Here is a 14,338-nt window from a genome sequence, read left to right as displayed (position 1 = left end):
GTCCTCTCACATCGGGGTCGACTGCGCGCGCGGGTCCGGGTTGACCCGCGGTTTGAGGGTGGTGGTGGGCAGGGTGGGCGCGGGCAGCCGGGTCAGCCCCCGCGGGTCGTGGCCGATGTAGCCGTCCACGCGTCCGAAGCGCTCCGATCCGGCCTCCCACTGCTCGCGGTAGCCCGCGATCTCGTCGTGGGTCCGGCCGATGAAGTTCCACCACATGATGATGTCCTCCTCGAACGGGGTGCCACCGATGAGGACCGCCCGCCCGGCGGTGGTGCCGGTGTTGCAGATCGTCAGGGTGGTCTCGCCGACGCCGGTGTACGCGAGATGGCTGACCTCGACGTCGACGCCCTCGAGGGTCAGATCACCGGAGTCGACGAGCAGCCCGTGCTCGAAGGACGGGTCGACGTCCAGTCGCAGTTCGCCGCCGGGGTCGAGCCGGAGCTCCGCGGCGACGAGGGGGGTGTAGGTGGTGACCGACGACGACGAGCCCAGCAGCGACCCCATGAACACCCGCGCCGATCCGCCGGCGAATCCGACGGGGTCGGGCACGTGGTGGTCGAACCTGCGGCCGCTGCTCTCGCGGTGTTCCTCGGGTAGCACGGTCCACAGCTGCACGCCGTGCAGGACGGTGGTGTCCTGGGTCGAGACCTCGGTGTGGCAGATGCCTGCGCCGGAGGTCATGAGGTTGACCTCCCCCGGGCGCACCACAGCATGGTTGTCCCCGGAGTCGTGATGGGTGACGCTGCCCTCGAAGAGCCAGCTCACGGTCTGCAGGCCGGTGTGCGGGTGCGAGGGCACGTCCATGCCTCCGGTGGCCGAGACGTCATCGGGTCCGTAGTGGTCGACGAAGCAGAAGGCGCCGATGAGCGAGCGCTGGCGCTGCGGCAGCGTCCGGCGGACCGTCATCGCCCGCGGCCCGCCCAGGGGCACCTCGCGGGAGGTGATGATCTCCACGGCGGCCGCGCCGGGTTGTGCGTCCTCCGAACGGGGCCCGCCCGGCGCACCGCCGGCCTCGCACTCGATCTCGGGCGGGTCGGGGTCGAGGTTGCTCATTCGACGACCTCGCTCATCTCGGCCCGGGCGTCGACGGCCTCGCGGCGCAGCTCCAGCGTCTTGGCGTTGATCTTCCCGCCCAGCGCCAGGACGAGCGCCTTGTCCACGACCGCCACCGGCAGGTGGTCCAGGAGACGTCGGCCGAGGTCCCATCGCACGGCGTAGCGGCGGCGGGGGCGCGCGGTGGTGCCGGCAGTCCACACCGCCTCGGCGAGGACGGACGGGTCGGTGGCCTTGTCGTCCTCACCGGCGGCCATCTCCCCCATCACCGCGGCCATCGCGGCGAACGGCGAACCGGGGGCGGTCGATTCCTGGAAGCGCCGCCGGATCGAGGCGGTCATCCCGGTGCGGAACGGACCCGGTTGGACGAGCACGACGTCCAGGCCGAGGAACATCAGCTCGCGCCGCAGCGCGTCACCGTAGGCCTCGATCGCGTGCTTGCTCATGGCGTAGGCGCCGTTCATCGGCATGCCGTGCTGGGGGCCGGTCTCGGAGCTGATGAGGACCACCCTCCCGCGGGTCTCCCGGAGCAGGTCCCACAGGGCGTGGACGGTGCGCACGGTGCCCATGACGTTGACATCCAGGACCTGCTGCACCCGGTCCGGATCGGTCTCGGCCAGCGGCCCGATCCCGAGGACGCCCGCGAACGTGACGAGCGCGTCGAGGCGACCGTGCTCGCGTCGGACCCGGTCGGCCAGGGCGGTGAGCGAGGTGGAGTCGGTGACGTCCGCGGCGTGGGGCGTGATGCGGTCACCGCCGGGCGGTGCCTGGAGGTCGACGGCCACGACGTGCCAGCCCCGCGAGGCGTAGAGCGCGGTGGTGGCCGCCCCGAGGCCGCCCCCGGCTCCGGTGACGACGACGACGGGGGCGGCGGGCGCGCTGGTGTCCATACCCTGACGGTACCGGCGTGCGGAGTCCCGGTGGGGCTGTCCAGGTGGCCCCGCCCGCCTCAGACCAGGGCGTTGAGGCCGAGTTTGCCGGCGAGGCGGTCGATGTAGGCCAGGACCTCGTCCTCGGTCCGATCCGGGGTTCCGTAGACGAGCTCGTGGACGCCGAACTCGCGGTAGGCGTCGATCTTCTCGTGATCCGGTTTCCCGTCGAGGACCACGATGTAGGGCTCGCCCTCCCGACCTGCCTCGGCCCACAGTTCCCGCAGCGTCCGTACGCTGCCGGCGATGTCCTGGGAGATCGGGGTGGTCATCCAGCCGTCGGCGCTGCGGCAGATCCACCTGAGGTTCTTCTCGGTGCCGGCCGCTCCCACGAGGGTGAGCGGGCCGGGAGTGCGGGCGGTCTTGGGCCAGGCCCAGCTGGGACCGAAGTCCACGAACTCACCGTGGTACTCGGCCTCGTCGCGCGTCCACAGCTCCCGCATGGCCTCGAGGTACTCGCGGAGCATGGTGCGCCGACGCTTCGGCGGCACGTTGTGGTCGGCCATCTCGTCCAGATTCCAGCCGTACCCCACGCCGAGCACGGTGCGCCCGTCGGAGAGGTGGTCGACCGACGCGATGGTCTTGGCCAACGTGACGGGGTCGCTCTCCACCGGGATGGACACGGCGGTCCCGAGACGGATGGTCGACGTGACCGCCGCGGCGGCGCCGAGGGCGACCCACGGGTCCAGGGTGCGGCTGTACCGCTCATCGGGGAGCTCGGCGCCGCCGGTGCCCGGGTGCGCGGCCTCGCGCCGCACCGGGATGTGCGTGTGCTCGGGAACGTAGAACGCGGAGAACCCGGCCCGCTCGGCGGCCACGGCGGCCGTGGTCGGCCGGATGCCCCGGTCACTGGTGAACAGGGTCAGTCCGAATTCCATGCGTTCTCCCTCGTGCGCAGCGTCGACCCGCCGCCTGACACCTGATCAGACAGGTGTCCAGCGGCGGTGTCGCCACAGACTAGCGCACGACTGCGGCGGGTGGGCAGACCTCGCCCGCCACGCAGTCGGCCGGATCCCCCGGCTGGGACTGCAGACGCTGCATGGTGTGGTGCGAGACGTAGCGGAAGATCTCGTTGCCCGGGGTGGTGCGAGATAGGGCGTCCGCCGCCAGCAACATGACGGCCGCGGTCCATGTGCTCAGCTCGACCGGCCACCGCTTGCCGTCGGCGAAGACGAGTCCGGTCCAGTAGGAGCCGTCGGTGTCCCGCAGGTGCTGCATGTTGGTGAACTGCGCGAGCGCCTGCTCGTGTCGCCCGGCCGCCTCCAGGGCGAGGACCAGCTCGCACGTCTCGGCCCCGGTGACCCACGGCCGGTGGTCGACGCAGCGGATGCCCAGGCCGTCCACCACGAAGTCGTCCCACCGGGAGTCGAGCCGCGCCTGTGCCTGGTCCCCCACCATCACACCGGCCAGGACCGGGTAGTACCAGTCCATGGAGAACTCGTCCTTGGGTGTGAAGAGCTCGGGGTGGGCGCGCAGCGCATGGCCCAGCCGGTCGGCGGCGGCGTCCCAGTCCGGCGCGCTCCCGCCGAGTTCCTCGGCGATCGCGACGCCGCAGCGCAGCGCGTGGTGGATGCTGGACGAGCCGGTGACCAGCGCCTCCTCGCAGAAGCCCTCGGGTCCGGCGCCCCACCACATCTGCCCCTCGGGACCCTGGAAGGTCAGCACCAGGTCGAGTGCCCGGCGCACCATCGGCCACATCGACTCGAGGAACCCGGGCCTGGCGCTCACCAGGTGGTGGTGCCACACGCCCACCGCGACGTACGCGCAGAAGTTGGAATCGATGTCACCGTCGGCGACGTGGTCGTCCTGCCACTTCATCGGCCACGACCCGTCGCCCCGCTGGGTGTCCCGGAGGAACCCGTACGCCCTCTCGGCGGCCTCCCACTGACCCGCGACGGACAGGCCCATCGCCGATTCCACGTGATCCCAGGGGTCGGTGTGACCGCCGGTGAACCACGGGATCTCACCGTTGGGTTTCTGGACGGAGGCGAGCCACTCGCCGGTGGCGCGGACCGCGTCGGCGTCGAGGACCCCGGGCACGGCGGGGACCGGACGTTGGCTGGTGACTCCGGTGTTGGGCGTCTGCACGGACGATCAGGCCTCCACGGGCTTACGCAGGTAGAACACGATGGACTTGCCCATCACCGGGTTGAGCACCTTCTCGGCGGTGCGGGTGATCCAGGGCCCCTTCATCAGGTCCCATACGAGCAGCTTGTGGTACGCCTTCGGCAACGGGTGGTCGTCGTTCTCCGTGCCCACCGCGCACTTGAGCCACCAGTACGGGGCGTGCAGCGCGTGGGCGAACCCGGTGCCGGTGACCTCCAGGCCCGCCGCGCGGAGCTTGAACCCCAACTCCTCGGCGGTGTAGATCCGGCAGTGCCCACCCGGGTTGGAGTGGTAGGCGTCGGACAGCTTCCAGCAGAGCTTCTCCGGCCACTCACGCGGCACGGTCACCGCGGCGACGCCGCCCGGCTTGAGGATCCGCACCAGTTCGGCGATGGCCTTGGTGTCCTCCGGGACGTGTTCGAGCACCTCGGAGATGAGCACCAGATCGAAGGTCGCGTCCTCGTACGGCATGTTGAGCGCGTCCCCGGTGACGGCCTCCCCCTTCGAGGTGGGCAGCCCCTCGCCCTCGGCCTCCATGGCGGCGAGCATGTCGGAGACCTGCTGCATCTCGTCGGCGTTCTGGTCGAACGCCGTGACGTCCGCGCCACGCCGGTAGAGCTCGAAGGTGTGACGACCGAGGCCGGCCCCCACGTCGATGGCTCGCATACCGGGGGTGACCCCGAGACGGTCGAAATCAGCGGTCAGCATGCGCGTCCTCCTGCTCACGGATGGTGTACTCACCGGACTCCGGGAGCACCTCGGGCACGTCATCGGTGACGTGCTCGTCGATCTCGGTCTGATCCGGCCCGAGGACCGGCCCGGCCGTCAGGTCCGGCAGCGCGTCGCCGCGGACCCGGGCGATAGCGGCCTCGTAGACCTCGACGGTCCGGCGGGCGACGGCGGCCCAGCTGTAACGCTCCATGACCCGTGCACGGCCGCCCTGAGAGAGGCGTTGCCGCTCGGCCGGGTCGGACAGCAGCGCGCTGATCTCACGGGCCAGCGCGTCGACGTCGCCCGGCTCGACCAGGCGGGCCGCCGAGTCGTCCGTGCCGACTACCTCCGGCAGCGCGCCGGCACGCGTCGCGACGAGAGCGCAGCCGCTGGACATGGCCTCCACCGCAGGCAGGGAGAATCCCTCGTACATACTCGGCACGACCGCGATCTCGGCCGACCCGACGAGATCGGCGAGCTCGTCGTCGTCGACCCCGGACACCAGGTCCACCGCGTCCCTCAGGCCCAGCTTGTCGAGCAGCCTGGCAGCCTCGCCCTTGCGCTTGAGCTTGGACACCAGCGTCAGGCGCACGCCCGGGTGCTCCTCGCGGACCCTGGCCAGCGCGCGCAACAGGACCGGCACGCCCTTGAGCGGCTGATCGGCACTGGCCACGCAGACCAGGCGGCCGGGCTCGCGCACGCGACGATGGTGGAACCGGTCGGTGTCCACGCCCAGCGGGATGGTGACGATGCGAACCGGATCGACACCGAAGTCGGTGGCGATGTCATCGGCGGAGTTGCTGGAGACCGTGATGATCTCCTGCAGCTTGCGGGAGACCCGCATCTGCATGCCCAGGAACCCGAACCAGCGCCACGTGGTGATCTTCTTGCGCAGCGGGGCCTCCTTCATGGCCAGCGCGCGATCCCGCGTGATGGGGTGGTGCACCGTGGCCACGACGGGGAAACCCGCCTTCTCCAGGTCCAGCAGGCCGGATCCCAGGCACTGGTTGTCGTGCACCACGTCGAAGTCGTCCAGACGCTCCCGGAGTGTGCGCGCGGCCCGCATGCTGAACGTCCGCGGCTCCGGGAACCCAGCGGTCCACATGGTGACCACCTCGAGCACGTCGATGAGGTCGCGGATCTCCCGCGGGTGCGGGGTACGGAACGGGTTCGCGTCGTTGTAGAGGTCCAGACTCGGGACCTCGGTGAGCGTGGGGCCCGGGTCGAGTTCCGGGTAGGGCTGACCGGAGAACACCTCGACCGTGTGTCCGAGTGCCGCCAACTCGCGGCTGAGGTGACGGACGTAGACGCCCTGGCCCCCGCCGTGCGGCTTGCTCCGGTACGAGAGCAGCGCGATCCGCACCGTCGATCGCCTCCTTCATGGTCGTCGGCCCGCCGTCGGCGAGTGTCGCGGGCCGCGACGGGCACATCGGGAAAGTCTAGAACACGTTCGCCCCGATCCCACACACGGCCGGACGAACGCACCGGACCCCCGGCGCGAGAGGCGCTCGGGGGTCCGGTGTCGGTGTCACTCCACGGTCGGTTAGTCGCCGTGGGGCCTGCTCAGTAGCCCAGGTCGTCCAGGCGGACCGAGGCGCCGGTGGCGTCCCCGAACCCGTCCTCGGGACCGTAGAAACCATCGCCGTAGTCCGGGATGGAGTACGCGGCGGCGCGGGCCTCCTCGGTGGGCTCGACCGTCGAGTTCCGGTAGCGGTTGATACCGGTACCCGCCGGGATGAGCTTACCGATGATGACGTTCTCCTTGAGGCCCACGAGCTTGTCCGACCGCTTGTTGATGGCGGCGTCGGTGAGCACGCGGGTGGTCTCCTGGAAGGAGGCAGCCGAGAGCCACGAGTCCGTGGCCAGCGAGGCCTTGGTGATGCCCATGAGGACCGGACGCGCCGAGGCCGGCGAGCCGCCCTCGGTGAGCACGCGGCGGTTCTCCGCCGTGAGCTCGGCACGCTCCACGAGCGCACCGGGCAGGAACTCGGTGCTGTTCGAGTCGTTGATCGCGACTCGACGCATCATCTGACGGACGATGACCTCGAGGTGCTTGTCGTGGATCGACACACCCTGCGCACGGTAGACCTTCTGCACCTCGTCGACGAGGAACTTCTGGACACCGTTGGGGCCGAGGATGGCCAGCACCTCGTGCGGATCGGCCGGGCCCTCGAGGAGGGCCTGCCCGCGCTCGAGGTGATCGCCGTCCGCGATCGGGCGGGAGGAGCCGTCCTCCAGCTCGATATGGGCCAGGCCTTGGCGCTTCGACAGCTTCTCGTAGACGATCTCGTCCGCACCGTTGTCCGGCACGATCGTGATCGTGTAGAAGCGCTCCTCCTCCTCGAGACGGATCCGGCCCGCCTCCTCGGCGATCGGCGCCTTGCCCTTTGGAACACGAGCCTCGAAGAGCTCCTGCACGCGCGGGAGACCGCCGGTGATGTCGTCACCGACGCCACCCTGGTGGAAGGTACGCATCGTCAGCTGGGTGCCCGGCTCACCGATCGACTGGGCGGCGACGATGCCGACGGCCTCGCCGATGTCCACCAGGAGACCGGTGGCCATCGAGCGGCCGTAGCAGGTCGCACAGACGCCGGTACCGGTGGTGCAGGTGAGGACCGACCGGACCTTGACCTTCTCGATGCCGGCGACGATCAGCGCCTCGATGTTCGGGTCACCGAGGTCGGTGCCCGCGGCGACGATCACGTTGCCGTCGGCGTCGAGCGCGTCCTCCGCGAGCGTCCGGGCGAACGTCGAGGTCTCGACGTGCTCGTCGCGCTCGAGGGACCCGGTCGGGCTGCCGTGGACGTCCATCACCGGGCGGGCGATGGTCGTCTCGACACCCTTCGACGTCCCACAGTCGGTCTCGCGCACGATGACGTCCTGCGAGACGTCGACGAGACGACGGGTGAGGTAACCCGAGTCGGCGGTACGCAGGGCGGTGTCGGCCAGACCCTTACGGGCGCCGTGCGTGTTCATGAAGTACTCGAGCACGGTCAGGCCCTCGCGGAACGAGGACTTGATCGGCTGCGGGATGAACTCGCCGTTCGGACGCGTCACCAGACCCTTCATGCCCGCGAGCGAGCGGATCTGGGTCATGTTGCCCGCCGCGCCCGACTTCACGATCGTCGGGATCGGGTTGGAGTCCGGGTAGTTCTCCTCCATGGCCTGACCGATCTCGTCGGTGGCCTCCTGCCAGAGCTTGACCAGGTCCGACTTGCGCTCCTCGTCGGTGATCTTGCCGAGGTCGTACTGCGACTCCAGGCGCGCGGCCTTCGCGTCGTACGAGGCGAGGATCTCCTTTTTGGCCGGCGGGACCAGCACGTCGGACATGGCGATGGTGACACCCGAGCGGGTGGCCCAGTAGAAACCGGTGTCCTTGAGCTTGTCCACCGTCTGCGCCACGACGATCATCGGGTAGCGCTCGGCCAGGTCGTTGATGATGACGGCCTGACGCTTCTTGGGCATCTGCTCGTTGACGAACGGGTAGTCCGCCGGGAGCAGTTCGTTGAACATCACGCGACCGAGGGTGGTCACGGTCAGCCACTCCTGGCCCTGCGTCCAGCCCTCGGGGAACTGCTCGGCCTCGACGTCGGTCGACGGACGCTGGTGCGTCAGTCGGACCTGGATCGGGGCGTGGATGTCCAGCACGCCGAGGTCGACGGCCATGATGGCCTCCGACGGCGTCGAGTACACGCCCACGGCGGGGGTGTCCTCGGAGGCCGGGACGTACGAGCCGGTCGCACCCTCGTCCAGACGGGTGAGGTAGTACAGGCCGGTCACCATGTCCAGACGCGGCATGGCGAGCGGACGACCCGACGCCGGCGACAGGATGTTGTTCGAGGCGAGCATGAGGATGCGCGCCTCGGCCTGCGCCTCCGCGGACAGCGGGAGGTGCACGGCCATCTGGTCACCGTCGAAGTCGGCGTTGAAGGCCTCACACACGAGCGGGTGCAGCTGGATGGCCTTGCCCTCGACGAGCTGCGGCTCGAACGCCTGGATGCCGAGGCGGTGCAGCGTGGGCGCACGGTTGAGCATCACCGGGTGTTCGGCGATGACCTCTTCGAGCACGTCCCACACCTGGTCGCGCTGACGCTCGACCATGCGCTTGGCGGACTTGATGTTCTGCGCGTGGTTGAGGTCTACCAGACGCTTCATGACGAAGGGCTTGAACAGCTCGAGCGCCATCAGCTTGGGCAGACCACACTGGTGCAGCTGCAGCTGTGGGCCCACGACGATCACGGAACGACCGGAGTAGTCGACGCGCTTGCCGAGCAGGTTCTGACGGAACCGGCCCTGCTTGCCCTTGAGCAGATCCGAGAGCGACTTGAGCGGGCGGTTGCCCGGGCCCGTGACGGGCCGGCCACGCCGGCCGTTGTCGAACAGCGCGTCGACGGACTCCTGCAGCATCCGCTTCTCGTTGTTGACGATGATCTCGGGGGCGCCGAGATCCATCAGCCGCTTGAGGCGGTTGTTGCGGTTGATCACCCGACGGTAGAGGTCGTTGAGGTCCGAGGTGGCGAAGCGGCCACCGTCGAGCTGGACCATCGGACGCAGCTCCGGTGGGATCACCGGGACGGCCCCGAGGACCATCGCGGCCGGGTGGTTGCCCGACTGCAGGAACGCGGAGACGACCTTGAGGCGCTTCAGGGCGCGGATCTTCTTCTGACCCTTGCCGTTGCGGATGATCTCCCGCAGCGACTCGGCCTCGGCGGCCAGGTCGAAGTTCAGCAGCAGCGCCTGGATCGCCTCGGCGCCCATGCCGCCCTCGAAGTACTCGCCGAAGCGGTCCTCGAGCTCGCGGTAGATGCCCTCGTCGACGATGATCTGGTTGACGTCGAGCTTGGTGAAGGTGGTCCAGATCTCGTCGAGACGGTCCAGCTCGCGCTGGGCCGACTCGCGGATCTTCTTCATCTCCTTCTCGCCGCCGTCCTTCACCTTGCGGCGCTGGTCGGCCTTGGCACCCTCGGCCTCGAGCTCGGCGAGATCGGCTTCGAGCTTCCGCGCGCGGGCCTCGATGTCGGAGTCCCGCTCGTCCTCGATGATCTTGCGCTCCTCGAGGACCTGGGCCTCGAGGGTGCTGAGCTCGTTGTGACGCAGCTCGGTGTCGACGCCGGTGATGACGTAGGCGGCGAAGTAGATGATCTTGTCGAGGTCCTTGGGCGCCAGGTCCAGCAGGTAACCCAGGCGCGACGGGACGCCCTTGAAGTACCAGATGTGGGTGACGGGCGCGGCCAGCTCGATGTGGCCCATGCGCTCGCGGCGGACCTTGGCACGGGTCACCTCGACGCCGCAGCGCTCACAGATGATCCCCTTGAAGCGCACGCGCTTGTACTTGCCGCAGTAGCACTCCCAGTCCCGGGTGGGGCCGAAGATCTTCTCGCAGAACAGGCCCTCCTTCTCCGGCTTGAGGGTGCGGTAGTTGATGGTCTCCGGCTTCTTGACCTCGCCGTAGGACCAGTTACGGATGTCCTCGGCCGTCGCGAGGCTGATGACCAGCTCGTCGAAGTAGTTGACGTCCTGCACGTAGGCGTCCTTTCCCGGGTGGGATGATGGCGGGCCCTCGCGGGGTGGGGCCGGGGGCCCGCCGTGGTGGAACTGAATTCTTCGGGTGCGGGGCGGGCGACAGGGCTGCCGCCCGCCCGCCTACTTACTGCGCCAGCTCGTCGGCCGCCGAGGACTCGTCGCGCGAGAGGTTGATCCCCAGGTTCGCGGCGGTGCGGTCGAGATCGTCGTCGTCGCCCTCACCCAGGGAGACAGCCTGGCCGTCGCTGGAGAGCACCTCCACGTTGAGGCACAGCGACTGCAGCTCCTTGAGAAGCACCTTGAAGGACTCCGGGATACCCGGCTCCGGGATGTTCTCGCCCTTGACGATCGCCTCGTAGACCTTCACGCGGCCCACGACGTCGTCGGACTTGATCGTCAGCAGCTCCTGCAGCGTGTACGCCGCGCCGTAGGCCTGCATCGCCCAGCACTCCATCTCACCGAATCGCTGGCCGCCGAACTGGGCCTTACCGCCGAGCGGCTGCTGGGTGATCATCGAGTACGGACCGGTCGAACGCGCGTGGATCTTGTCATCCACGAGGTGGTGCAACTTGAGGATGTACATGTAGCCCACGGACACCGGGTACGGGAAGGGCTCGCCGGAGCGACCGTCGAAGAGGGTCGCCTTGCCGTCGGCCTGCACCATGCGCTCGCCGTCACGGTTCGGCAGGGTGCAGCCGAGCAGACCGGTGATCTCCGTGTCCGCCGCGCCGTCGAAGACGGGCGTGGCCGTGTTGGTGCCGGCCTCGACGCTGTGGATCTCCTCCGGCAGCTTGGTCGCCCAGTCGGGCAGGGAGCCGTCCGCCTCACGCGGGACCTCCCAGCCGGCCTTGGCCAGCCAGCCGAGGTGGGTCTCCATGATCTGACCGATGTTCATACGACGCGGGACGCCGTGCGTGTTGAGGATGATGTCCACCGGCGTGCCGTCGGGCATGAACGGCATGTCCTCGGCGGGGAGGATCTTGCCGATGACGCCCTTGTTGCCGTGTCGACCGGCGAGCTTGTCGCCGTCCTGGATCTTGCGCTTCTGCGCGACGTACACGCGCACCAGCTCGTTGACGCCGGGGGGCAGGTCGTCGTCGTCGTCCCGAGAGAAGACGCGGACGCCGATGACCTTGCCGGACTCACCGTGGGGCACCTTGAGCGAGGTGTCGCGCACCTCGCGCGCCTTCTCCCCGAAGATGGCGCGCAGCAGGCGCTCCTCCGGGGTCAGCTCGGTCTCACCCTTCGGGGTGACCTTGCCGACGAGGACGTCGCCGTCACGGACCTCGGCGCCGATGCGCACGATGCCGCGGTCGTCGAGGTCCGCCAGGACCTCGTCGGAGACGTTGGGGATGTCCCTGGTGATCTCCTCGGCGCCCAGCTTGGTGTCGCGGGCGTCGATCTCGTGCTCCTCGATGTGGATGGACGTGAGCACGTCCTCCTCCACCAGGCGCTGCGAGAGGATGATCGCGTCCTCGTAGTTGTGGCCCTCCCACGGCATGATCGCGACGAGCAGGTTCTTGCCCAGCGCCATCTCGCCGTTCTCGGTGCAGGGGCCGTCGGCCAGGACCTGGCCGACCTCGACACGGTCACCCTCGTCGACGATCGGACGCTGGTTGGAGCAGGTGCCCTGGTTCGAGCGCGCGAACTTCGACAGGCGGTAGGTCTGACGCCCGCCGTCGTCGTCCATCACGGTGATGAAGTCGGCCGAGACCTCCTCCACCATGCCCGGGGCGGTGTTGACGACCACGTCGCCGGCGTCCACGGCCGCGCGCAGCTCCATGCCGGTGCCGACGAGCGGCGCCTCGGAACGCACGAGCGGCACGGACTGCCGCTGCATGTTCGCGCCCATCAGGGCACGGTTGGCGTCATCGTGCTCGAGGAACGGGATCATCGCGGTGGCCACGGAGACCATCTGTCGCGGCGAGACGTCCATGTAGTCGACATCGCCCGGCTCGACCATCTCGACATCACCGTGCTTCTTGCGCACGAGGATGCGGTCCTCGACGAAGCGGCCGTCGGCGTCGATCTCCGAGTTGGCCTGCGCGACGACGTAGCGGTCCTCCTCGTCGGCGGTGAGGTAGTCCACCTGATCGGTGACGACGCCCTCGTAGACGCGGCGGTACGGGGTCTCGATGAAACCGAACGGGTTGACCCGCGCGTACACCGAGAGCGAACCGATCAGACCGATGTTCGGACCCTCGGGGGTCTCGATCGGGCACATGCGGCCGTAGTGCGAGGCGTGCACGTCGCGGACCTCGAGCCCGGCGCGCTCACGCGACAGACCACCGGGGCCCAACGCGGACAGACGACGCTTGTGGGTCAGACCCGACAGCGGGTTGTTCTGGTCCATGAACTGCGACATCTGGGAGGTTCCGAAGAACTCCTTGAGCGCCGCCGTGATGGGCCGGATGTTGATCAGCGACTGCGGGGTGATCGCCTCGGAGTCCTGCGTGGTCATGCGCTCGCGGACGACACGCTCCATGCGGGACAGGCCGACGCGGACCTGGTTCTGGATGAGCTCGCCGACGGTACGCAGACGACGGTTGCCGAAGTGGTCGATGTCGTCGACCTCGACCGGCACCTCGCGGCCACCGGCCACCTGCATCGACTCCTCGCCCGCGTGGAGGCGCACGAGGTACTCGATGGTGGCGGCGATGTCCTCGCGGGTGAGCGTCGTGGTGGCGTCACCCTCGGGGTCGGGCAGACCGAGCTTGCGGTTGACCTTGTAACGACCGACGCGGGCCAGGTCGTAGCGCTTCTCCTTGAAGAACAGGTTCTCCAGGAGCGCCTCCGCGGACTCGCGGGTCGGCGGCTCGCCCGGGCGCAGCTTGCGGTAGATCTCGAGCAGGGCCTGGTCGGTGTCCTCGACCGTGTCCTTCTCGAGCGTGGACATCATGATCTCCGAGAAGCCGTAACGCTCCTTGATCTCGGTGGTCGTCCACCCGAGGGCCTTGAGCAGGACGGTGACCGACTGGCGACGCTTGCGGTCGATGCGGACGCCGACGGTGTCGCGCTTGTCGACGTCGAACTCGAGCCACGCGCCACGCGACGGGATGACCTTGACGGAGTGGACGTCCCTCTCCGTGGACTTGTCACGCGAGCGATCGAAGTACACGCCCGGCGACCGGACGAGCTGGGAGACGACGACCCGCTCGGTGCCGTTGATGATGAACGTGCCCTTGTCGGTCATCATGGGGAAATCACCCATGAAGACCGTCTGGGACTTGATCTCACCGGTCTCGGTGTTCTCGAACTCGGCCGTGACGAACAGGGGCGCCTCGTAGGTGCGATCCTTTTCGCGGCAGTCCTCGAGGGACGCCTTGACCTCTTCGAAGTAGGGCTCCGAGAACGAGAGCGACATTGATCCGGAGAAGTCCTCGATCGGGGAGATCTCCTTGAGGATGGACTCCAGGCCTCCCTCGAGGTTCGTGGTACCGCGCGAGGCGGCCCTCTCTTGCCACTCCTCCGAGCCGATGAACCACTCGAACGACTCCGTCTGGAGGTCGAGCAGCCCCGGGACCGGCAACGGCTCGGAGAGTTTCGCGAACGAAACCCTCCGGGGCGCACCGGGAACGGTGGAGACTGACGTGGTCTGGCGGGAGACTGCCAAGATGGGTCCTTCCAGCACCTCACGTGATCACCACGGGCGGTGACCACAGATGTATCTGCGAGCGGTCCGCCGACGGGTATCCGCCCAGGTCCGCCGCGATATCGAGGGCTCGGAAAGCACCCGGTGGAACCGGGAGTGAGCCGTCACGGACGGACGGGAGGGCAAATAGCAGCCAGCGCAACGACCTAATCTAGCGGAAGGCGGCGACAAAGTCCAGCCTTCAACGGAGTGTCCCCCGGAGGCTGGTCACGTGCGTGGTGCGGCGTCCGTCTCTGCGCTGGTTGCCCTCGTGGCTCTCGCCTCATCGGCCCCCGGTCGGGACGTCGCACCCGGACCGTGTCGCACTCAACCTCTACGGCACTCGCCCGATGCCCCTAAAGGGTGACGGGTGAAAGCACTTTCG

At 68.7% G+C, this 14,338-nt stretch carries 8 protein-coding genes; all 8 read right to left on the bottom strand.

All coding sequences use genetic code 11. The features are described 5' to 3' along the window. Positions 1 to 6: 6 nt before the first annotated feature. Positions 7 to 1,053: a pirin family protein gene (locus G6024_RS14905; protein WP_159149065.1), complete on the bottom strand. Its 1,047-nt coding sequence runs from the start codon at positions 1,051 to 1,053 to the stop codon at positions 7 to 9. Further along, entirely contained in the window at positions 1,050 to 1,943 is an 894-nt protein-coding gene (locus G6024_RS14900) for an SDR family NAD(P)-dependent oxidoreductase (protein ID WP_159149064.1), read from the bottom strand. The genes G6024_RS14905 and G6024_RS14900 overlap by 4 nt, the downstream gene beginning before the upstream one ends. Positions 1,944 to 2,002: 59 nt before the next feature. Next, on the bottom strand, positions 2,003 to 2,860 hold the full coding sequence (locus G6024_RS14895) for an LLM class F420-dependent oxidoreductase (protein WP_159149063.1): 858 nt from the start codon (positions 2,858 to 2,860) through the stop codon (positions 2,003 to 2,005). A gap of 79 nt (positions 2,861 to 2,939) precedes the next feature. Next, positions 2,940 to 4,070, bottom strand: coding sequence for a glycoside hydrolase family 15 protein (locus G6024_RS14890; protein ID WP_069389558.1), 1,131 nt, complete (start codon positions 4,068 to 4,070; stop codon positions 2,940 to 2,942). A gap of 6 nt (positions 4,071 to 4,076) precedes the next feature. Next, positions 4,077 to 4,796: a class I SAM-dependent methyltransferase gene (locus tag G6024_RS14885; protein ID WP_119192178.1), complete on the bottom strand. Its 720-nt coding sequence runs from the start codon at positions 4,794 to 4,796 to the stop codon at positions 4,077 to 4,079. After that, positions 4,783 to 6,162 (bottom strand): glycosyltransferase family 4 protein, encoded by a 1,380-nt coding sequence (locus G6024_RS14880; protein ID WP_119192179.1) that lies wholly within the window; start codon positions 6,160 to 6,162, stop codon positions 4,783 to 4,785. The genes G6024_RS14885 and G6024_RS14880 overlap by 14 nt, the downstream gene beginning before the upstream one ends. A 200-nt stretch (positions 6,163 to 6,362) precedes the next feature. Then, positions 6,363 to 10,322 carry a DNA-directed RNA polymerase subunit beta' gene (locus G6024_RS14875; protein ID WP_069389560.1) on the bottom strand — a complete coding sequence of 1,320 codons (3,960 nt, stop codon included), beginning with the start codon at positions 10,320 to 10,322 and terminating at the stop codon, positions 6,363 to 6,365. Positions 10,323 to 10,446: 124 nt separating this feature from the next. Further along, entirely contained in the window at positions 10,447 to 13,953 is a 3,507-nt protein-coding gene (rpoB, locus tag G6024_RS14870) for a DNA-directed RNA polymerase subunit beta (protein WP_067716798.1), read from the bottom strand. Positions 13,954 to 14,338: the final 385 nt, after the last annotated feature.

This window comes from Dietzia maris (assembly GCF_014144855.1).
GTDB lineage: Bacteria > Actinomycetota > Actinomycetes > Mycobacteriales > Mycobacteriaceae > Dietzia > Dietzia kunjamensis.
This window is presented reverse-complemented; position numbering and strand designations above follow the sequence as displayed.